We start from the raw sequence: 21,203 nt of genomic DNA on the forward strand, positions 1-21,203 counted from the left end.
AAAGCGTCGGCATTTGTTTCGCGCAAGCGCAACAAATCAATGCCCGCGCGCACCACTCTTCACCTCCTGATCGGGAAACAACCTGCTCATCGGCACCGACTGCCCGTCCGGCTGCACGATCCGCACATGCTGGCGACGCATCTGGCGCGGCTCCATCACCCCCACCGAATGGGCGATGGTTTCGACCTCGTCGATGATTCCGCGGGCATAATGCGCAACCCTCTGGTCCTTTTCCTCGACCACCAGCCCGCGTTGCAGGCGCGGGTCATGGGTGGTGATCCCCGTGGGACAGGTGTTGCGGTTGCACTTCAATGCCTGGATACAGCCCAGCGAAAACATGAAGCCCCGCGCCGATGTCACGAAATCCGCCCCCGCACAGATCGCCCAGGCCACATCCCCCGGCACCATGAGCTTGCCGCTCGCGATGATCCTGATCCGCTCTTTCAGCCCGTGCCGGTCGCGCAGATCCACCATTCGCGGCAGCGCCTCGCGAATCGACATGCCCACCAGATCCATCAGCGGCATCGGCGACGCGCCCGTGCCGCCCTCGCCCCCGTCCACGGTAATGAAATCGGGCGCATGCTCGACCCCACGCCGCAACACCTCTTCAAAAAGCGCCTCCCAAGGATCGCCTGCCCCCAACACCGCCTTGATCCCCACCGGCTTGCCGGTCAGCGTGCGGATATGCCCGATCAGGTCGAGCAGATCGCCCCAATCCTCGATCCCCTCATGCCGGTTGGGCGAAATCGACGGCTTGCCCGCCTCGATCCCGCGAATGGTCGCAATCTCCTCGCTCACCTTCTCGCCGGGCAGAATGCCCCCCTTGCCGGGCTTGGCCCCCTGCGCCAACTTCACCTCGAACATCCGCACACAGGGATTTTCCGCCACCGCACGCAGCTTGTCGTCGTCAAGCCTGCCTTCGGCATTACGTACGCCATAGTTGGCGGTGCCGATCTGGAAAACGATGTCGCAACCGCCCTCTAGGTGAAAGGACGATAACCCGCCCTCGCCCGTGTTCATCCAGATCCCCGCCCGCGCGGCCCCACGCGACAATGCCCGCACCGCGGGCCGCGACAGCGCGCCAAAGCTCATTCCCGAGATGTTGAATATCGACGGCGCACGATAGGGCAACGCCGCATGCGGACCGATCACCATCGGCCGGGTTGCGACATGCTCACCATCCAGCGGCGGAAAGGCCGCGTTCACGAAGATCGGCGTGCCTGAAACCGACAGGTTGCGGGTCGAGCCGAATGCGATCGTGTTGCCGATATTCTCCGACGCCCGCTCGACCCAGTCGCGCTGCGCCCGGTTGAACGGCAATTCCTCGCGGTCCATGGCAAAGAAATACTGCCGGAAGAACTCACCCAGCGTCGAGAACATCCCCCGGAACCGCCCGATCACCGGATAATTGCGCCGGATCGCATCGCTGGTCTGCAAGCGGTCGATCACGAAAAACACCACGACCAGCGCCGCAGCCAACCCGAGCACCACGAGGAAAGCCAGCGCCAGAACGTTCAAGGCATTGACCGCAAAATCCATTTCATATTCTCTCATATTGATATGTGTCATGTGCCGCCGGACGGCTTCGGTCTACATTGCGGTGGTTGCCATGGCGGGGCAACCCTGCCCCGCTTCACACTCCAGGGAGGATGTCATGAAGAGATTTCTCGCCGCCGCGGCCACCGTCGCCTGCCTTGCCACCCCGACCCTCGCCGCCGATGGTGTCGTCACCTACGAAACCGACGACAGCTTTGATGACGTGGTATTCGGCCTCGAAAACGCGATCATCGACGCGGGCCTTGTCATCGACGCGGTCAGCCACGTGGGCGACATGCTCGAACGCACCAAGGGCGATGTCGGTTCGACCGTCACGATTTTTGAGAAGGCCGATGTCTATTCCTTCTGCTCGGCCGCCGTGTCACGCAAGGTGATGGAGGCCGACCCGATGAACATCGTCTTCTGCCCCTATGGCATCTTCGTGGCCCAACAGCCCGACCAACAGGTCATGATCGGCTACCGCGAGTTCCCCGAAGGCCCGATGCAGGAGGTGCAGACCATGCTCGACACCATCACCCGCGCCGCCATCGGCCTCGACTGACCCCAACCCCGCGCAAACAACGGCCGGGCGCACCCACTGCAGCACGCCCGGCGGTTGGTTATGCTGGCCTGAGAGATATGGGTTCTCGTTCGATCATCATTCCAGGTGCTGCTTCATGTCAGGCCAAGATCACGGGACCGGCGGCCGTGCGCACCGGAGCGGACCTTTAAGACCAGACCAACCCTTGCTGCCTCGTGCTTTCAATCAGCCCGGAAAAGGAAAAAGCCGTGTGAACTCCGCGTCGCCGCCGGGAGAGAACAAGACGGCCCTGCTCTTCTGATCCCGCCTGGCCCACGACAGCGCCTCGAATCGGCTTAGAAAAGCGCGGCCGAGACTGCCAGCCAAATGGGGACGGCGCTCGCTCCAGTCCAGGCACTCGCGACACAAGGGCGCCTTCTTTCTGACCAAGGCGTCAAGGTCGATCCCGAAACTGGTTACGAACGCCGCGCCTTGGTCTGTCAGGGTGACAATCTCACCTTTAAGGGCAACATATCCTTGCGCCATCAGGCTGTCATATAGGCGCGTGCCCATGTCGCCCGCCAGATGGTTATAACAAACCCGCGCCTTGCGCAGCTTTTCGTCTTTTGGACCTGTGCGTTTGCGCAAATGACCCGCCCCGGCGGCGAGACCCATTAACCCCTCAAGCACATGCGCCACATCGTCGGTCGCAAGCGCGAAATACTTGTGCCGCCCTTGTTTGCGGTGCCGCAGCAATCCACCATCGTCCATCCTCGACAGATGCGAACTTGCCGTCTGGATCGTTACGCCGGCCTCTTCCGCCAACTCGCTGACGGTCAATGCCTTGCCGCTCATCAACGCGGTAAGCATGTTGGCCCGGGCCGGGTCTCCGATCAGCGCGGCGATATATGCGATATCGGGTCCTTCTTTCATGGTTCGACCGTAGTCGAAACATGCATGCCCAGCAAGGCTGTACGTTGCAGGCACGATCCCTTGTTGAGGAACCCCTTATGTTGACCTGTATCATCCGCTACCACATCGACCCCACCAAACGCACCCAGTTCGAAGAGTACGCTCGCAACTGGGGGCAGGCCATCCCGCGCTGCGGGGCCGACCTGATCGGCTACTTCGCACCCCACGAGGGGTCCAGCACTCTCGCCTATGGCATCTACAATGTGGCGAGCTTGGCCGACTACGAAACCTACCGCGCGCGGCTGGCGGCCGATCCGCTTGGGCGCGTGAACTATGAATTCGCCCAGAAAGAGAAGTTTCTACTGCGCGAGGACAGGACATTCCTGAAACTGGTATCCGCACCCCATGGCCCGGGTCGTTCCGCATGATAGCCGTCATCTTTGAAGTACAACCCGCCGAAGGTCGCAAGAACGACTACCTCGACATTGCGGCCACCCTGCGCCCGATGCTCGACCGGGTCGAGGGATTCATTTCGGTCGAGCGGTTCCAGAGCCTGACCGATCCGAGCAAGATTCTGTCCCTGTCATTTTTCGAGGACGAGTCCGCGATCGAGCGCTGGCGCAACCTGACCGCCCACCGCGGTGCGCAGGCAAAAGGAAGAAGCGATGTCTTCGCTGACTATCGTCTCCGAATCGCCCATGTCGTTCGTGACTACGGGATGTTTGAACGCGCCCAAGCCCCGGTGGACAGCAAGAAGGCACACGAGCAGTGACCGCTTTGGCCTCAACGCCCCCCGGCGAGGCACCTGCAATATGCATGTGGCCTTTCCTTTTGCCCGGCCCCCACCTATCTCTTGGAGTGACACGCAAATCAACGGAGAACCCGCATGTTCAAAGGTCTCGGCTCCATGGGCGACATGGCAAAGATGATGAAAGCCGCGCAGGAAATGAAAACCCGCATGGAGAACCTGCAAGAGGAAATGCACCGGATGACCGTCACCGGGGAATCCGGCGCCGGCCTCGTCAAGGCCACCTGCACCGCCAAGGGCGAACTCAAGACCCTCGACATCGACCCCTCGATCTTCGCACCTACGGAAAAGGAAGTGGTCGAAGACCTGATCCTCGCCGCCATCAAGGACGCGCAACAGAAAGCCTCGGACAAGGCGCAAGAGGAAATGTCGAAGATCACCCAGGAACTCGGCCTGCCCGCCGACATGAAACTGCCCTTCTGATCTTCATCTGACCCAAAATACCTCGGGGGTGCGGGGGCTGGCCCCCGCTTCCGCCCGGATCAAAGGCCTGACGCCCGACCATGAGCTCAACCCGCGACATCGACGCCCTGATCGAGATGATGGCGAAACTGCCCGGCCTCGGCCCGCGCTCGGCCCGGCGCGCGGTGCTGCACCTCATCCGCAAGCGCGCGCTTTTGCTCTCGCCGCTGGCCGATCTCATGCAGGAGGTCGCCGCGACCGCCCGCGAATGCATCAATTGCGGCAATATCGGCACGTCAGACATCTGCGACATCTGCGCCGCGGAAAAACGCGCCAATGGCGAGCTGTGCGTGGTCGAGGACGTGGCCGATCTCTGGGCGATGGAACGCGCGGGCGGGTTCAAGGGGCGCTATCACGTGCTGGGCGGCACGCTCTCGGCCCTCGATGCCATCGGCCCCGAGGATTTGCGCATCCCCAAGCTGATCGACCGCGTCTCATCCGAGGGCATCACCGAGGTGATCCTCGCGCTCAACGCCACCGTAGATGGCCAGACCACCGCCCATTACATCGCCGATCAACTCGAAAACCGGGTGCGCCTCACCTCACTGGCCCAGGGCGTGCCCATCGGCGGCGAGCTTGATTATCTCGATGACGGCACGATTTCCGCCGCCCTCAAGGCCCGCAAGGACATCTGACCCCCCGCACCGAAAAAGCCCCGGCGCCGTTTCCGCCACCCGGCACCTCCGGCCGACCCGTGGCAGGGATCAGCCCAGCCCGAGCAAGCGGCTTTCATGCGCGCGCAGGCACATCCGCGCGGTCTCTCCGAAATTGCCCGTCGAACTGCGCAATTCGGGAAAGATCGTGAACAATTCCTCCCGCGCCGCCTCATCGACGGCTTCCAGCCCGATATCGCCGGGAAAGAAGCTCTCGCTCGGCGCACCCTCGGCATAGACGATCTCGTGCCGGTCAAACAGGACATGCACATAGCTCACCACGCCCCCCGACATCCGACGCACCGACCCGCCGTTGACCAGGTGCTTGGCACTGGCCAGAACCTCGCTTTCGCCGAACATGAGGTTCGCCTTGGCACCCCGGATCAGCATCCGGTGCTGCGGCGACACCACGAGCGGCCGCTTGTTGGCCACGACCCCGGCCTCGAACCGGATCGGCGCAAGACTGCCAAGCGCCGGAACCGTGCGGCGCCCGATCCAGCGCAGCGGCTGAAACCCGTGATCCCGGGTCAGCACCATCTCCCCGGGGTGCAGATCCTGCACCGGGCAAAGGCCCCGCGCGGTGGCGATCCTTGTGCCCGCGGTAAAGCAGATGATGACATTCTCGATCTCGCTGAACTTGACGAGCGTGCCATCCGCCAGAACCGCGTTCCCGCTCAACCCGCCATCCATATCGGAATCGGGATCGGCATAGGTGACGTCATCCCAATGGGTCAGCCCCTGGAAATCGAGCGTATCGCCATCTGTCTCGTCACCTTCGCCACCGATAATGGTTATGGGCGCTTCGCCCGGTTCACCCAGATCGGTGACGAGGAACAACTCGTCGCCGTCGCCGCCATCGGCCACATCACCCTTGGCCACCTCGATCGTATCGTTGCCCGCACCGCCATCAAGCGTGTCACCCCCCTCGCCACCAAACAACCGATCATGACCGTCGCCACCGTAAACCGTGTCGGCCCCAAGCCCTGCGAACACGGTGTCATCACCTGCACCCGCCTCGATCACATCGTCGTTCGAAGCGTCGGCGGCATCATTCGCATCCACACGGTCGCCTTCGGGATCACCCTCGTAATCCGCGTCGATCAGATCATCGCCCGCCGTGCCCTCAACGATGTAGTTCCGGCCCGCATCCGGCACACCCATCGCAACCAACTGCGCCGGGCTGCTGACCGCCGAAACCGGCACGCCCGTAAGGGTCAGGCTCTCGCCAAAATGAGGGAAGTGCAGCACCGCATCGCCGCTGCCGTCGCCATTGGTGTCGGTAACGGTGACATTGGCCACGGTGACCGGATTACCCTCGGCATCGGTCATGCCGGATACATCCAGCATATCGACACCGCTATAGGTGCCATCGCCGTTGTCTATCGGTGCCTCGAACCCCTCCACCCGGTCTGCGCCGCCAAAATTGGCGAGGGTCAGCGTGTCACGCCCACCGCCCAGCACGATATTCTCGATCCCGTCGAACCGCGCGGTTGACGTGCCATCGGTGACTGTTCCGATCCCGGGGTTCACATGGCTCAGGTCGATCCTGAGATCGCTGGTCACCCGGCCCAGGTCGAGCGTGTCTCCGTTGACCTCGTCCTCGTTCTCGGCGTCGATCGTGTCATTGCCGAAACTGTCCTCGATGACGAACAGATCGTCGCCATAGCCACCCCAAAGGTAATCGTCGCCCTCGCCGCCCCAGATCTCGTCATCGCCGTAAGAGCCGCGAATCCAGTCATCCCCGGTGCCCCCGAAAACGGTATCGCTGCCCTCGTTGCCTTCAAGGTGATCGTGCCCGTCGCCGCCTTCGATCCAGTCATCGCCCAGCTCACCGAAAATCGAATCGTCGCCGCCCCCGCCGAACAGCGTGTCACCGCCCGCGTTGCCGAAAATGCTGTCATCCCCGGCCCCGCCCTGCACCACGTCATCGCCCGCCCCGGCGCGCACCGTGTCATGGCCCGCGCCCGCGTCGATCACGTCATCGTCCGACCCGTCGGCGGCGTCCCCCGCATCGACCATGTCACCGTCCGGATCGCCAGTGTAACCCGCGTCGATCAGATCGTCATCTGCCGTGCCCTCGACCACGTGATCCAGCGGTAGCGTGGCCACCGTGTTGACCGTCATGAAGCCGATATCGGCATTGCCCGCACTGTCCACCACGCCATAGGTGAAACTCTGGCTGCCCAGCGTGCCGGTGCTCTGCACCGTCACCGTCTGATCGGGGTTAAGCGTCACCTGCTCGCCCGTGGGCAGGGTCACGGTCTCGCCGACGCTCACCGGCTCGTTGTTGATATGGGTGATGGTCAGACCGGGATCGCCGGATTCGCTGATATCATTGGCGAGGATGTCATAGGTGCGGATTGTGTCGGGCAGGATATTCACCGCGTCATCCTGCGCGATCATCACCGCCTGAACCGAATGGCCCATGATCAGCACGTTGGAATCATAGGCCGCGTCGCCCCCATCGGCGAGGCCGATCCTGATATCGTTCTCCTCGCCCCGGTTCACCGGCGCCTTGAGCGTCAGCGCAACGGTGAACCCGTCCATCTCGGTGTTGTAAAGGTCATCCGGCTCCGGGTTGTTGACATAGAGGTTCGGCGTCTCCACGTCGTTGATCGTGTCGATCAACACATTGCCCGATCCCACCGAAAGATCGAGCTTGCTGCCATTGACCCAGACGCCAAAGGCATCGTTCACCCCGCCATTGACGTATTCGAGGTATTCCTCGGACGAAAAGACGAAACTCATCGTCAGGAAATCACCGTCGGGGATGAACACCGCCTCCATGATCACCGCGTCAAAGGTGCTCACCCCGGCCACCGCGTTCATGTCGGCATCCCCGTCGATGCCGCCCGCCGTATTGGTGCCGGTCCCGGTCGAGACATTGGGATCGCCCGACTCCTGCGTGACATCCATTGCATTGCCGGTCGACAGGATCACGCCACTGTCGCTGGGCGAAATCCCCTCCAGCGTCTCCAGCGCCCCGGTATAGATCCCCGACTGGACCGCGTCACCCGCCAGCGTCGATGACACCAGCGTCACGCCCGCGCCGAAAATCTCGTCAAAGAGATCGTCCGCCGACGCGCCGGTGTCGATCGAAAGCTGCGATGCCGTTGCCATGCCTCGTTAACCCGTTCTTTCCCGAATCCCGAACCGCCCGCCAACCGCCCACATGGCGGATGCCCGGCCTGTTTCAGCTTCGGAAAAGAACAGAAGGAACGGGCCATAGTTTGACCCCGGCATGGCCAAATTGTCCGCGTCATTCGGAAATGTGGCAAAATCGGGCCCGATCCCACCACTATCTCAGGCGCGACCCCGCCGGATCACCCGCGCGGGGCGAGGGCCCGTGACAGCAGGATCGAAACCGCGAACAGGATCGCGGCGACACAAACGATGGTCGGCCCCGCCTGCGTATCGAGATGCCAGGCCGCCGCCAATCCGCCCAGCGCCGAGCTAACGCCCAACGCCACGGCCAGCACCGCCATGCCTTCGGGCGTGCGCGCAAACGGGCGCGCCGCCGCTGCCGGAATGATCAGAAGCGCGGTGATCAACAGCGCCCCCACCGCCTTGATCGCCACCGCGACCACCACCGCCAGCGCAAGGATCAAAAGTCGCTCCTCGCGCACCGGGCTCAGCCCCCCGGCAATCGCCAGCTCGGGGTTGAGCGTGGCGGTCAAAAGCGCCTGCCAGCGCCACAAAAGCCCAACCGCCACCACCGCGGCCCCCGCCCAGATCACCAGCAGATCGCCCCGCGACACGGCCAGGATATCACCGAAAAGATAGGCTTCGATATCGACCTGCGCCCCGGGCAGAAGCTCGACCGCAACAAGGCCGAATGCCAGCGCCGCATGCGCCATCACCCCAAGGCTCGTATCCATCGCATGCCCGCGCCCCGACAGGGCCGAGATCGACAGCGCCATGACCAACGCCACCACCAACACCCCGGCAAAGACCGAGATCTCGAATCCCAGCGCCAGCGCCACCCCCAAAAGCGCCGCATGCGCCGTGGCATCGCCGAAATAGGCCATCCGCCGCCACACCACGAAACAGCCCAGCAACGCCGCGGCAATCGCCACCCCCACGGCGCCCAGCGCCGCCCGCACCAGGAAATCGTCAAGCATCACACGGACTCCCGGTCATCGGCGTCATGATCGTGCCCGTGATCATGCCCATGGTCGTGGTCGTGATCATGCCGGTAGAGCGCCAGCGCCCCATGCGTGCCGGTGCCGAACAGCGCCCGGTATTCCGGGGCCGAGCGCACCACCGCGGGCGTGCCCTGGCAACAGACATGCCCGTTGAGACAGACCACCCTGTCACTCGCACTCATCACCACGTGCAATTCGTGGCTCACCATCACCACCGCGCAGCCCAGATCACCGCGGAGCCCCTCGATCATGCGATAGAAATCCGCCGATCCCGGCTGATCCAGCCCCTGCGTCGGCTCGTCCAGCAACAGGATCTCGGGCGCGTTCAGAATGGCACGGGCCAGCAACACCCGCTGCAACTGCCCGCCCGACAGGCCACGCAACTGCCGCTCGGCAAGATGCGCCACCCCCACCCGGCCCAGCGCCGTCTCGGCCGCATCGCGCGGCCCGCGGCGCGGCAGGTCCATGAAGCGCCGCACCGTCATCGGCAGGGTCGACTCGATACTCAGGCGCTGTGGCACATAACCGACCCGCAGCCCCGGCTTGCGCCGCACCGTGCCGCGCGATGGCGCCACCGCCCCCATCAGGGCGCGCAACAGGGTCGATTTGCCCGACCCGTTCGGCCCGACGATGGTGACGATCTCACCCGGCTCGACGGCGAAATCCACACCGCTCAGAACCTCTGAATCACCATAGGAAACCGACAGGCCCTCGGCCGCGATCAGGCTCATGCCGCCTCCGTCCTCTGACAGTCCGGGCAAAGCCCCTCGGCCTCGATCACCATGCGTTCGACCCGGAACCCGTCCGGCCCGACATCGCCGATCATGGGCATCGGCAGATCGGCCTCGCCCACCTTGTGGCATTTGCGACAAATCAGGAAAACCGCCTCATGCGATTTGCCCGGATGGCTGCACGCGACAAAGGCGTTGAGCTTTTCGATTCGGTGCGCGAACCCGTTCTCGACCAGGAACGACAGCGCACGATAGGCGACCGGCGGCTTGTCTCCCAACCCCTCGGCGGCGAGCCGCGCCAACACGTCATAGGCCCCCATCGCCACATGACTTTCCAGCAGGATCTCCAGCGACCTGCGCCGCACCGGGGTCATCCGCAACCCGTTTTCGGCACAGCTCTTTTCGGCCTGCGCAAGGGCGCTGGCCATACAGGCGGCGTGATCATGCGCCACAAGCCCCACGGGGGGTATTTCCGGACGATCGGTGTTTTTCATATTGTTTTGTTATACTATTACAATTAAACCGTCTACCCAATCCACCCCTTACCAAGCGAGTCTCCGAATGCTTCGATATATTGTCCCGTTGCTTCTGACCACCCTTCCCGCCGCAACCCTGTCCGCCCGGGCCGACGCCCCGCGCATCGTCACCGATCTCGCCCCGGTTCATTCGCTGATTGCACAGGTCGCGGGCGATCAGGCCGAGATCGGATTTTTCATGCGCCCCGGCGCCTCGCCCCACGGCTATGCCATGCGCCCTTCCGAGGCGCAGCTGCTGCAAGACGCCGACATCGTGATCTGGACGGGCCCCGACCTCTCGCCCGGCATGACCGAAAGCATCGCAACGCTGGCCCCGAACGCCCTTTCGCTACCCCTGCTCGACGTCCCCGGCGGCGTCAAACATGCCCGCCGCGAACGCGCCGTGTTTGTCGACTCGCATGACGATCATGACCACGACGACGATCACGGACATGATCACGCCGATGACGAGCACGGGCATGACGATGACCACGGGCACGACCACGCCGATGACGATCACGACGACCACGACCATGGCGATAACGATCCCCATGCGTGGCTCGACCCGGAGAACGCCAAGGTCTGGCTTGGCGTCATCGCCGAAGCCCTCGCCGCGGCCAACCCCGATGCCGCCGACCTCTACCGCGCCAATGCCGCACAGGCCCGCGCACGGATCGACAACCTGCAATCCGACATCGCCGCACAGTTCGCGCCGGTGCAGGGGCGCAATTTCGTCGTTTTCCACGACGCCTATCAATATTTCGAAACCCGTTTCGGGCTGAACTCGGTCGCCGCGATCTCGCCCGCCGATGCCGCGTCCCCGGGGCCGCGCCGCCTCGCCGAGTTGCAGCAGGCACTGGGCGAACATGAAGTGGTGTGCGTCTTCTCCGAGCCGCAATTCGACCCCGGCCTCATCACCACGCTGACCGAAGGCACATCGGTCCGCAGCGCCGTGCTCGACCCGCTGGGCCGCGACATCGAACCGGGCGCGGATTTCTACGCGGCTCTCCTGACCGATCTGGCCGACACCATGGCCGGCTGTCTCAGCGGATCAGAATGACCCGCAGGTCGTTCACATTGGTCCCGGTGGGGCCGGTGACGTAAAGATCGCCCGCGGCGGCAAAGGCACTCCACGCATCGTCGCGCGCCAGTGCCGCCGCGGGGTCCACCCCCGCCGCCCGCATCCGCGCGGCGCTGCCACCGTCGGCAAAGGCCCCGGCATTGTCCTCGCTGCCATCCACCCCGTCGGTATCGGCGGCCATCGCGGCAATGCCCTCCAGCCCCTCGATCCCCAGCGCGAGGCCAAGCAGGAACGCACTGTTGCGCCCCCCGCGCCCGCCGTCGCCGCGCAGCGTCACCGTGGTCTCTCCACCCGAGAGAATCGCCACCGGCCGCGCAAAGGGCCGCCCCTTCAGCACAACCTCGCGCGCAATCGCCGCGTGCACCTTCGCCACCTCCCGCGCCTCGCCCTCGATCGCATCCGACAGGATCACCGGCGTGAACCCCGCCGCCCGCGCCACCTCGCCCGCCGCCTCAAGCGACTTTGCCGCACTCGCGATCACATGCACCTCGTCGCGCGCGAAACCCGGATCATCCGGGCGCGGCGGCTCTTCGGCCTGCTCCAGCGCCGCCCTGACCCGCTCGGGCAGGTCGATCCCGAAATCGCGCATTGCCGCCAGCGCCGCCGCGCGCCCACCCTCACCGGGAACCGTCGGCCCGCTCGCCACCTGCGCCGGGTCATCGCCCGGCACATCCGACACGATGAGGCTCACCACCCGCGCCGGATGTGCCGCCTGCGCCAACCGTCCGCCCTTCACCCGGCTCAACATCCGGCGCAGCGCGTTCATCGCCCCGATCGGCGCCCCGCTGGCCAGCAATATCTCGTTGAGCGCCACCTCGTCCGCCAGGTCCAGCCCAGGCGCGGGCCCGGCCAGCAAGGCCGACCCACCCCCGGTGATCAGCGCGATCACGAGGTCATCCTCGGTCAATCCCTCAACCGCCGCGAACAAGGCATCGGTCGCCGCAAGCCCGGCCGCATCCGGCACCGGGTGCGACGCCTCCACGACCCGGATGCCCCGCGTCGGCACGCCGAACCCGTAGCGGGTGACCACCACCCCCTCCAACGGCCCGTCCCACAGGTCTTCCAGCGCCGCCGCCATCTGCGCCGCGCCCTTGCCCGCGCCCACGACAACCACCCGCCCGCGCGGCCGCGCAGGCAGGAACGGGCGCATCGCCGCGCCCGGCTCGGCCGCGCGCACCGCGGCCTCGAACATCTCTTGCAAAAGCTGACGATCCTGATCGCGCATGGGCATCCTCCGCGCGCTCAGCTTCATCCGGCCAATCGCGAAAGACCAGCCCAAAATTCACCCCGAATTCGCCACCGCACCCGGCGAGGCGGGGCAGCGACGGCGTTTCAGACACGCCTTGAACCGCCAACACCCTGACCACGCCGGGCGCGCTCAGGATACTGGCGATACCTCATGCAACAGGCAGCGCCGCAACACGTCAGGTCATCATATGCCCGGCTTCGTCACGTTCCGTCGGAGGATGACAGCGCGGCAACCCCCAGGAGCGCCGCCACACCGAGCGCCGCTGCGCCGGGTTGGGCGCCCAGCCCGGCGTTCATGGTGCTGGCCAAAACACAGCGGCGCACCAGCTTCCCACTCGCCGTTTCCTCAGGGACGCGGCAATGATAGGTCCGCCCATTGCTACCCACCACGGTCACGGGATAGGCGCTCGATCCGCTCTGGCCCACCACGGTCGTGGCCGTGATCAGTTGTGCCGAGGCAACCTGCGTCATCGCGCAGAGCCCGAAAATCGAAGCAAGCAGGGGTTTGAAGAATGTCATAATGCTAACTCCTGTAAATTGTTACGATGCCCAAGTATGCCACGGCCTGAAACCAACCGGTGAGCAAAAAAGACTCCAAAGCCCCAAACAGGCCATTTCCCGCCACCATGCACCGGATCAGAACGCCGCAACCGCGCAAATCTCTCGCATAAGCTGACGATCCCGATCGCATATGACCCCTTCGCGGGCGCAACGACCGGAATCAACAGATCAGATGCCGATCACGTCCCGTCCGACGAGGCCACCGCCAACACGCCCAGAAGCACCGCCGCCCCAGCCAGCGGACCGGCCTGCGCCCCAAAATCACCGCCACCGCCGCTCGTAGCGGACACACAGCGGCGCACCTGCCGCCCGCCCATGGTTTCCACGTTGGCCTGACAATTATAGAGCTGCCCGTCACTGCCCTGAACCGTCACCGGGTAATCGCCCGTTCCGCCCTCGCTCACGACAGCCGTCGCCGTGACTTGCTGAGCCGAGACAACCTGCGTCATCATCAGAAAGCCCGCGCAGGATGCGAGCAGAGGTTTGAGAATTTTCATGTCATGATCTCCTTCAATCACCAATGAATACCACCCTGCCACGACCCCGCCCCACCTCCAGACCCAATTCCGCAATACGCGCAAACCGGCCAAATGCTGCCATTTGGGCGCAAATCGCGCCCTGATTCTCGGCGGATACCTGCCGCCCGCACGGGCCTGCCCTTGCGCCCAACTCGGCGCTTGGCGCGCGCACGCCCTCCGGCATGCACCGGCTGGATCTATAGATTCGCCCCCTCTGGCCCTATCGACTCGTGTTGAAATGGGTCTGTGATATGATCCGAACCCACAGTTCCCGCCGCGCCCGGATTCCCGGGCGCGCCCCAGTTTTCGGAGACACATCATGGACGGAACCCTCAGCCAGAACGATATTTCCCACGTGGTGGACGCCGACCGCGCCCATGTGTGGCACCACCTGATCCAGCATAAACCGTTCGAGACCGGCGAACCACGCGTCATCATCGAAGGCCGCGGCATGCGCGTCTGGGATCAGAACGGCAAGGAATTCCTCGATGCGGTCTCGGGCGGCGTGTGGACAGTCAACGTGGGCTATGGCCGCGAATCCATCGCCAACGCCGTGCGCGACCAGTTGATCAAGCTCAACTATTTCGCAGGCTCCGCCGGATCGGTCCCCGGCGCGCTCTTTTCCGAGAAACTGATCTCGAAGATGCCGGGCATGACCCGGGTCTACTTCACCAACTCCGGCTCCGAGGCGAACGAGAAGGCGTTCAAGATGATCCGCCAGATCGCCCATAAACGCCATGGCGGCAAGAAGACCAAGATCCTCTACCGCGACCGCGACTACCACGGCGGCACCATCGGCACGATGTCGGCGGGCGGCCAGGACGAGCGCAACATTCAATACGGCCCCTTCGTTCCCGATTTCATCCGCGTGCCGCATTGCATGGAATACCGCGCGCAACAGGGCTGGAACCCCGAATCGGAAAGCTATGGCGAATGGGCCGCGAACCAGATCGAAGAGGTGATCCTGCGCGAAGGCCCCGACACCGTGGGCGGGCTCTGCCTCGAACCCGTGACCGCCGGCGGCGGCGTCATCACGCCCCCCGAAGGCTACTGGCCCCGCGTGCAGGAGATCTGCCGCAAATATGACATCCTCCTGCATATCGACGAGGTCGTCTGCGGCGTCGGGCGCACCGGCACCCACTGGTTCGGCTATCAGCATTACGGGATCGAGCCCGATTTCGTGACCATGGCCAAGGGCGTGGCCTCGGGCTATGCCGCCATCGCCTGCTGCGTCACCACCGAACGGGTGTTCGAGATGTTCAAGGACGATGCCGACGATCCGATGAACTATTTCCGCGACATCTCGACCTTCGGCGGCTGCACCGCGGGCCCCGCCGCCGCGCTCGAAAACATGCGCATCATCGAGGATGAGGGCCTGCTCGAAAACACCACCGCGATGGGCGAGCGGATGATGGGCAACCTCGAGGCGCTGATGGAGAAACACCGCGTGGTGGGCGACGTGCGTGGCAAGGGTCTGTTCCTCGGTGCCGAACTGGTATCCGACCGCGCCACCAAGGAACCGGTGAGCGAGAAACAGGTGGGCCAGGTCCTGGCCGAATGCGGCGCACAGGGCGTGATCATCGGCTCCACCAACCGCTCGATGCGCGGGTTCAACAACACGCTTTATTTCTCGCCCGCGCTGATCGCCACGCCCGACGATATCGACCAGATCACCGAGGCCGTGGACACCGCGCTGACCCGCGTCTTCGGCTGACCCGCAGTTTCACGCCGTGCGTTCCCGCGCGGCGTGCCAGCCCTGAAGCGCCGTCGGCGCTCTCCACTATTTTGCCAAGAAAGAGACCCGTGCCCGGAATTCACTCCCGGGCACGGGTCTCTTTCTTGGTCCAAATACTCATCTGCAACGATCCGGGACATCGAACACCGGATCATGTCGCGCAAAGCCGCCCGGGCAAACGGGGTGGGTGGGCGGGCGTTTGCCCGGGCGGCGACCCACCGGACGGGCGATTCATTTATTTTCTCTTCACATTTGCCGCGCTGCGGCGGTGCACGCCTGACAGCCGGGCAGCAGCCGCATATCACCCCCGGCCCATGCGCCCTCGCCCCGGCGTTAACCACGCGGGACGCCCGGTTAACCGGACAGTCACTCCGCCGCGAGCCGGTCCTCGCGATTGCCGATAGCACTGATCTCGGCGACGACCCCGCGCATCAGCCGACGGAAGGCATCGAAATTGCCATTGGGGCGGATCGACTGCTCGTTCATATAGAGCGAACGGTCGATCTCGATCTGGACCGCATGTTGGCACCGTGCCGGGCGGCCATAGGTCTGGGTGATGTAAGCCCCTGCAAACGGGGCATTTCTTACCACCGCCAATCCCGCCGCGGCAAACGCCGCCTCGACCCGCTCGACCACCTCGCCCGAGGCCGAGGCCCCGAACCGGTCGCCGACCACCACCTCGGGGCGTCGCCGCACACCACGGGCAATCGAGTCGAGCGCCTCATGCGGCATCGAGTGACAATCGATGAGAATCGCCTCCCCGAAAAGCCCATGCGCCTCGTTAAGCTGGCGTTGAAGAACCTGGTGATAGGGTCGCCAATACGTGTCGATCCGCCACCGCGCCTCGCTCAGGGGCAGCTTGCCGCGATAGATCGCCTTGCCATTGGCCACCACCCTCGGGATCACCCCCAGTCCCGAGGCAATTCTCGGGTTGTGCCCGATCTTCGGCACGCCTTCGATCAGCGCCGGGTCCAACTCCTCCGGACCGCGATTGAGATCGATAAAGGCGCGCGGCGCCCCGGCCCGCAGAAGCGGGGCGCCGAATTGCGGTGCACAATCAAAGAGCTGATCGACAAAGGCATCTTCCGAGGTCCGGATCGACCGCGCATCCAGAACCGTGCGCCGCAGGAAAGCCCAAGGGTAATCCCGCCCCGAATGGGGCGAGGCAAACACCACCGACGTCGTCCGGCGTTCGGGGTAAACGAGATCGTAGGCAACCTTTGGCATCGGCCCTCCTGATAGCTTATCATTACGCAATCGAATGGGTTTTCAAAAGCCCTTGATCCCTTCGTCGACTCCTTTTATAAGCCCCCAGACCGGCGCGGATTTTCCCGCGCCCGATTTTTTGGAGCCGGGTTCGTGTCGGCTCTTGGGCGGTTAGCTCAGCGGTAGAGCACTACGTTGACATCGTAGGGGTCACTGGTTCGATCCCAGTACCGCCCACCATGGAATTACCACCCCGAATGGCCCGGGGTGCCCGGAACCGAAAAGGCGTGAAGGCCCACGCCGCGACAGATAGGAGAGACCGATGAAGGTCAAGAACTCGCTGCGTTCGCTCAAGAACCGCCACCGCGATTGCCGCGTCGTGCGCCGCAAGGGCCGCGTCTACGTGATCAACAAGACCCAGCGCCGTTTCAAGGCCCGCCAGGGCTGATACCACGGCCCTTCACTCAACCCGGTTCACAGGTTGGAACCGCCCGTTTTCCGGGCGGTTTTTTCGTTTGCAGACCAGAAATCCGGCAGGATCGCGCACATTTGGTGGCACGATCATGTGCCTGACATGCATTCCGTGCAATACTTGCCCATATCTGCAACACGCCTATCGCGGAACCGAATCGCACCATGACCTCTCACCCCCGCAAACCCCTTGCCGCGACACCCACCGGCACCGGGCTGCCCGATCACCGCAACGCCGAAAAGGCACGCGCACATCCCCATGACGGGCCCGACCGCGCGTTGCGTGCAACGCTTGCGCGGACGACCGGCGGGCTGTCGCCACAGGCCGCCGCCGGGGCCTGGCTCGATTGGGCGATGCATATGGGTCGCGCCCCGGGGCGGCAGTTGGAGCTTGCACAGCATGCCATTGAATCGGCTTGGAAACTGGCCGCCGACATGGGTGCCCGCCCCGAGACCGAACCGCCATTCGCGCCCGGCCCGAATGACCATCGCTTTGCCCATCCCGGCTGGTCCCGGCCGCCGTTTCGCGCCATGCAACAGGCTTTGCTGGCCGGTCACGATTGGTGGGATCGCGCCACCGATGACATCCCCGGCATGGGACGTCAGGATGCGGCACGGGTGCGGTTCATGGCACATCAGGCGCTCGATACGTTCTCGCCAGCGAACGGCCCCCTGACCAATCCCGAGGTGATCGAAAGCGCGTTGAAAAGCAACGGTCAAAGCCTTGTCACCGGGGCATCGCATGCGGCACAGGACCTGCTGCACGCCCTGAAACACGAGGAAACCGCGCCTTCATCGAAATTCAGAGTCGGTCACGATCTCGCCGCGACAAAGGGCGAGGTGGTCTATCGCAATACTCTTTTCGAACTGATCCAGTATGCACCGCAAACCGATACCGTGCGGGCCGAGCCGATCCTGATCGTGCCGGCCTGGATCATGAAATACTATATCCTCGACCTGCGGCCCGAGAACTCTCTCATCAACTACCTGGTGGGACAGGGCTTTACCGTCTTCTGCATGTCCTGGATCAACCCTGGCCCGGAACTGCACGATGTCGGCCTCGATGACTATCGTACTGACGGTGTGATGGCGGCCATGGACGCGGTCTCGACCATCACCGGGAACGAAAAGATCCACGCCTGCGGCTATTGTCTTGGCGGCACGATTCTCTCCATTGCGGCAGCCACGATGGCACGCGATGGCGATGACCGGCTTGCCTCGCTGACCCTCCTGGCCGCCCAGACCGATTTCGCCGAAGCCGGGGAACTGATGCTGTTTCTCGATGAAAGCCAGGTGTCTCTGCTCGAAGACCTGATGTTCGATCAGGGATACCTCGCCTCCGACCAGATGGTCGGCGCTTTCAGGGCGATCCGCTCCGAAGACCTTGTCTGGCAACGGGCCGTGCGCCGTTACCTGCTCGGGATCGAGGAAAAAGAGACCGATATGGGCACGTGGAACGCCGACGCCACGCGGATGCCCGCACGGATGCACTCGGAATACCTGCGTGGGCTTTTCATGGAAAACCGCCTGACTGCCGGACGCTTTGCCGTCAAAGGCAAGGTGATCGCGCTGCGCGATATCTCGGTGCCCATGTTCATCGTCGGCACCGAAACCGATCACATCGCGCCATGGCGCTCGGTCTACAAGACCAAGCTGTTCACCGTTGGGGATTTGCGCTTTCTGCTCACGTCAAGCGGCCACAACGGCGGTATCGTGTCCGAACCGGGCCATCCTCGCCGCCACTATCGGATCGGCCACCGCAAGCCCGGCGCGCTTTACATGGATCCTGACACATGGCTTGCCAGCCATGCCCCGCAAGACGGAAGCTGGTGGCCGGAATGGGCCAAATGGCTTGGCGAGCACAGCAGCGAGCGGATCGACCCGCCCCCCATGGCGGCGCCGGATGCAGGATACCCATCTCTTGAAAAAGCACCGGGCAACTATGTGCTGATCCGCTGAAACGCGCCGTCACCGCGTTTCAGCCGGATCTTGCAGAAGCCCATCTGGGGCATGGCAATCAGTCGTAGCTGCGGGTGTCCTCGATCACCTTGCCATCATTGGGCAGGGTGCCCGGCGCCATCATCTCGACCCGGCCCTTGAGCTTGAGCAGTTCACCAGCGGATTTGGCGAAATCCGCTTCGTTCCCGCCTCTGGCCTCGATCTGAACGGTCATCGTGTCCATCTCGCCTTCCCGAGCGGCGATCACCCGTGCCTTGACGATCTCGTCATGGCGGGCCACCAAAGCGGCAACCTGTTCAGGGCGCACGAACATACCCTTGATCTTGGTTGTCTGATCGGCACGCCCCATCCATCCCTTGATCCGCATGTTGGTGCGGCCGCAGGGGCTTTGGCCTTGCATCACCGCCGAAAGATCACCCGTTGCAAACCGGATCAGCGGGTAATCAGGATTGAGCGTCGTAACGACCACCTCGCCCACATCGCCCGGGGCAACCGGGTCGCCGGTCCCGGGGGTCACGATCTCGACGATCACGCCCTCATCCACGATCATGCCTTCCATCGCCTCGGATTCATACGCGACGCTGCCCAGATCGGCCGTGCCATAACCCTGAAGGCAATGGATGCCCCGGTCGGCATATTCCTGTCGCAGTGACGGAAACAACGCTCCGCCCCCCACCGCAGCCTTGGAAATCGCCAGCTTGAGGCCCATCTCGTCGGCCTTGTCGAGGATGATCTTGAGGTAATCAGGCGTACCGGTATAGGCCGTCACCCCGATGTCATGCGCCGCCTGCGCCTGAAGTTCGGTCTGGCCCGTGCCCGCCGGAACCACGGCACAGCCGATCGCCCGTGCCCCGCTCTCGAACATCATGCCCGCGGGCGTCAGATGATAGGAAAAGCAGTTCTGAACGATGTCATCGGCGCGAATTCCCGCCGCATACATCGCACGGCCCGACCGCCACCAATCATGGCTGATGCCACCCGGTTCGTAAATCGGGCCCGGGCTCTGGAAATAATGCGCCACGTTCGAGACCGGCAACCCGCCAAAAGGCGCTGCCGCTTTCTGCCGACTGCTCAACTCGGATTTGCGCAGCACAGGCAGCCCAGCAAGCTCGGACATATCCTTGAGCGGCGCCAGTCCATGCTTGGCCAACTGGGCGTTCAGCGCAGCAAGCTGATCGGCGGCGCGCTCATCGGCCGAGCGGGTTTCCAGGGCGTCATAAAAGGCACTCATCGCCTGATCTCCATAGGGTTTGCTCGTCTCTCGTGTCACTTGTAACTCCCTCGGGCGGGGATCAACTCAGCCATCTCTTGCGGCGGCGATATGACCGCACATCGCGGAAACTCTTGCGACCCTCGTCGGACATCCCGAGATAGAATTCCTTCACGTCCGGGTTCTCACGCAGATCGCTTGCAACGCCATCCATCACCACCCGACCACTTTCGAGGATATATCCGTAGTGGGCAAAGCGCAGAGCCACATTGGTGTTCTGCTCGGCCAGCAGGAAGGTATAACCCTCTTCCTCGTTGAGCGACTTGACGATCCCGAAAATCTGCTCGACCAACTGCGGTGCCAGCCCCATGCTCGGCTCGTCCAACAGGATGGTCTCGGGGCGGCTCATCAAGGCCCGACCAAGCGCGATCATCTGCTGCTCACCACCCGAAGTATAGCCCGCCTGGCTGCGGCGGCGCTCTTTCAGGCGGGGGAAATAATCATAGACCATGTTCAGATCGGCATCTATCGCACCCTTGCCATCCTGGCGCGTATAGGCACCGGTCAACAGGTTTTCCTCAACCGTCAGGTGCTCGAAACAATGGCGCCCTTCCATCACCTGAATCACGCCCTTCTGCACCAGATCATTGGGGGTCAGATCCTGCACCCGCTCGCCGCGATAGCTGATCGAACCCTTCGTCACCTCGCCGCGTTCCGAATGCAACAGGTTCGACACCGCCTTGAGCGTGGTTGTCTTGCCTGCGCCATTCCCACCCAGAAGGGCGGTGATTCCCCCCTTGGGCACCTTGAGCGACACGCCCTTCAGCACGAGGATGACGTGGTTATAGATCACCTCGATGTTATTGACCTCGAGAAGCGTCTCTTGGGCTGTTTCACCGGCATCCAGCATGGCGTTGTCTCTCGCTTGAAAC

The 21,203-nt window shown here is 63.7% G+C and carries 21 protein-coding genes and 1 tRNA gene; 10 read left to right on the forward strand and 12 right to left on the reverse strand.

Going from position 1 to position 21,203, the window contains the following annotated elements:
* Positions 1-36: 36 nt before the first annotated feature.
* Complete coding sequence (locus FLO80_RS05650) at positions 37-1,554, reverse strand: FMN-binding glutamate synthase family protein (RefSeq protein ID WP_246156582.1); 1,518 nt, start codon at positions 1,552-1,554, stop codon at positions 37-39.
* 100 nt (positions 1,555-1,654) lie between these two features.
* Here FLO80_RS05650 and FLO80_RS05655 point away from each other — a divergent pair, with 100 nt between their 5' ends.
* Positions 1,655-2,098: a DUF302 domain-containing protein gene (locus FLO80_RS05655; protein ID WP_111362607.1), complete on the forward strand. Its 444-nt coding sequence runs from the start codon at positions 1,655-1,657 to the stop codon at positions 2,096-2,098.
* A 204-nt stretch (positions 2,099-2,302) separates the two neighbouring features.
* On the opposite strand, the gene FLO80_RS05660 is transcribed toward FLO80_RS05655, so the two are convergent.
* Positions 2,303-2,989: an ArsR/SmtB family transcription factor gene (locus tag FLO80_RS05660; protein ID WP_111362608.1), complete on the reverse strand. Its 687-nt coding sequence runs from the start codon at positions 2,987-2,989 to the stop codon at positions 2,303-2,305.
* A gap of 77 nt (positions 2,990-3,066) precedes the next feature.
* Here FLO80_RS05660 and FLO80_RS05665 point away from each other — a divergent pair, with 77 nt between their 5' ends.
* The 4 genes from FLO80_RS05665 (at position 3,067) to recR (ending at position 4,873) form a co-directional block, all read left to right on the forward strand.
* Positions 3,067-3,396: an NIPSNAP family protein gene (locus FLO80_RS05665; protein WP_111362609.1), complete on the forward strand. Its 330-nt coding sequence runs from the start codon at positions 3,067-3,069 to the stop codon at positions 3,394-3,396.
* Positions 3,393-3,740 carry an antibiotic biosynthesis monooxygenase family protein gene (locus FLO80_RS05670; RefSeq protein ID WP_111362610.1) on the forward strand — a complete coding sequence of 116 codons (348 nt, stop codon included), beginning with the start codon at positions 3,393-3,395 and terminating at the stop codon, positions 3,738-3,740. Before FLO80_RS05665 ends, FLO80_RS05670 begins: the two co-directional genes overlap by 4 nt.
* A gap of 114 nt (positions 3,741-3,854) precedes the next feature.
* The gene (locus FLO80_RS05675) at positions 3,855-4,199 is read left to right on the forward strand and encodes a YbaB/EbfC family nucleoid-associated protein (RefSeq protein ID WP_111362611.1); all 345 of its coding nucleotides are present in this window, start codon (positions 3,855-3,857) and stop codon (positions 4,197-4,199) included.
* 80 nt (positions 4,200-4,279) lie between these two features.
* On the forward strand, positions 4,280-4,873 hold the full coding sequence (gene recR / locus FLO80_RS05680; protein WP_111362612.1) for a recombination mediator RecR: 594 nt from the start codon (positions 4,280-4,282) through the stop codon (positions 4,871-4,873).
* Positions 4,874-4,942: 69 nt separating this feature from the next.
* Here the strand turns inward: recR and FLO80_RS05685 are convergent, their stop codons facing one another.
* The 4 genes from FLO80_RS05685 to FLO80_RS05700 all read right to left on the reverse strand — a co-directional run bounded on the left by FLO80_RS05685 (position 4,943) and on the right by FLO80_RS05700 (position 10,228).
* On the reverse strand, positions 4,943-8,011 hold the full coding sequence (locus tag FLO80_RS05685) for a Hint domain-containing protein (RefSeq protein ID WP_111362613.1): 3,069 nt from the start codon (positions 8,009-8,011) through the stop codon (positions 4,943-4,945).
* 203 nt (positions 8,012-8,214) lie between these two features.
* Complete coding sequence (locus FLO80_RS05690; RefSeq protein WP_111362614.1) at positions 8,215-9,012, reverse strand: metal ABC transporter permease; 798 nt, start codon at positions 9,010-9,012, stop codon at positions 8,215-8,217.
* Positions 9,012-9,767, reverse strand: a complete 756-nt coding sequence (locus tag FLO80_RS05695) for a metal ABC transporter ATP-binding protein (protein WP_111362615.1) — start codon at positions 9,765-9,767, stop codon at positions 9,012-9,014. The genes FLO80_RS05690 and FLO80_RS05695 overlap by 1 nt, the downstream gene beginning before the upstream one ends.
* Positions 9,764-10,228: a Fur family transcriptional regulator gene (locus FLO80_RS05700; RefSeq protein ID WP_439328706.1), complete on the reverse strand. Its 465-nt coding sequence runs from the start codon at positions 10,226-10,228 to the stop codon at positions 9,764-9,766. Before FLO80_RS05700 ends, FLO80_RS05695 begins: the two co-directional genes overlap by 4 nt.
* Positions 10,229-10,328: 100 nt before the next feature.
* On the opposite strand from FLO80_RS05700, the gene FLO80_RS05705 reads away from it, so the two are divergent.
* Positions 10,329-11,342 carry a zinc ABC transporter substrate-binding protein gene (locus tag FLO80_RS05705; protein WP_111362617.1) on the forward strand — a complete coding sequence of 338 codons (1,014 nt, stop codon included), beginning with the start codon at positions 10,329-10,331 and terminating at the stop codon, positions 11,340-11,342.
* Here the strand turns inward: FLO80_RS05705 and FLO80_RS05710 are convergent.
* From FLO80_RS05710 to FLO80_RS05720, 3 genes are all read right to left on the reverse strand, one after another.
* On the reverse strand, positions 11,326-12,588 hold the full coding sequence (locus FLO80_RS05710) for a glycerate kinase type-2 family protein (RefSeq protein WP_111363176.1): 1,263 nt from the start codon (positions 12,586-12,588) through the stop codon (positions 11,326-11,328). The two genes, FLO80_RS05705 and FLO80_RS05710, sit on opposite strands and share 17 nt — an antisense overlap.
* A gap of 224 nt (positions 12,589-12,812) precedes the next feature.
* Entirely contained in the window at positions 12,813-13,130 is a 318-nt protein-coding gene (locus FLO80_RS05715; RefSeq protein WP_111362618.1) for a hypothetical protein, read from the reverse strand.
* A gap of 221 nt (positions 13,131-13,351) precedes the next feature.
* The gene (locus tag FLO80_RS05720) at positions 13,352-13,669 is read right to left on the reverse strand and encodes a hypothetical protein (RefSeq protein ID WP_111362619.1); all 318 of its coding nucleotides are present in this window, start codon (positions 13,667-13,669) and stop codon (positions 13,352-13,354) included.
* Between the two features lie 340 nt (positions 13,670-14,009).
* Here FLO80_RS05720 and FLO80_RS05725 point away from each other — a divergent pair, with 340 nt between their 5' ends.
* Entirely contained in the window at positions 14,010-15,404 is a 1,395-nt protein-coding gene (locus FLO80_RS05725) for an aminotransferase family protein (RefSeq protein WP_111362620.1), read from the forward strand.
* Positions 15,405-15,791: 387 nt separating this feature from the next.
* On the opposite strand, the gene FLO80_RS05730 is transcribed toward FLO80_RS05725, so the two are convergent.
* Positions 15,792-16,652, reverse strand: a complete 861-nt coding sequence (locus FLO80_RS05730) for an N-formylglutamate amidohydrolase (protein ID WP_111362621.1) — start codon at positions 16,650-16,652, stop codon at positions 15,792-15,794.
* A gap of 144 nt (positions 16,653-16,796) precedes the next feature.
* Between FLO80_RS05730 and FLO80_RS05735 the strand changes: the two genes are divergently transcribed.
* The 3 genes from FLO80_RS05735 (at position 16,797) to FLO80_RS05745 (ending at position 19,061) form a co-directional block, all read left to right on the forward strand.
* Positions 16,797-16,871: transfer RNA gene (locus FLO80_RS05735), tRNA-Val, on the forward strand.
* Between the two features lie 82 nt (positions 16,872-16,953).
* A complete protein-coding gene (ykgO, locus tag FLO80_RS05740; RefSeq protein WP_008562923.1) occupies positions 16,954-17,079 on the forward strand; it encodes a type B 50S ribosomal protein L36 in 126 nt (41 codons plus the stop codon).
* Between the two features lie 188 nt (positions 17,080-17,267).
* The gene (locus FLO80_RS05745) at positions 17,268-19,061 is read left to right on the forward strand and encodes a PHA/PHB synthase family protein (RefSeq protein WP_111362622.1); all 1,794 of its coding nucleotides are present in this window, start codon (positions 17,268-17,270) and stop codon (positions 19,059-19,061) included.
* A 58-nt stretch (positions 19,062-19,119) separates the two neighbouring features.
* Here FLO80_RS05745 and FLO80_RS05750 read toward each other — a convergent pair whose 3' ends face one another.
* Both FLO80_RS05750 and FLO80_RS05755 read right to left on the reverse strand, forming a co-directional pair.
* A complete protein-coding gene (locus FLO80_RS05750; protein ID WP_111362623.1) occupies positions 19,120-20,292 on the reverse strand; it encodes a phenylacetate--CoA ligase family protein in 1,173 nt (390 codons plus the stop codon).
* Positions 20,293-20,353: 61 nt separating this feature from the next.
* The gene (locus FLO80_RS05755; RefSeq protein ID WP_111362624.1) at positions 20,354-21,181 is read right to left on the reverse strand and encodes an ABC transporter ATP-binding protein; all 828 of its coding nucleotides are present in this window, start codon (positions 21,179-21,181) and stop codon (positions 20,354-20,356) included.
* Between the last annotated feature and the right edge of the window lie 22 nt (positions 21,182-21,203).

This window comes from Aquicoccus porphyridii, from assembly GCF_008369105.1.
Classification (GTDB): Bacteria; Pseudomonadota; Alphaproteobacteria; order Rhodobacterales; family Rhodobacteraceae; genus Aquicoccus; species Aquicoccus porphyridii.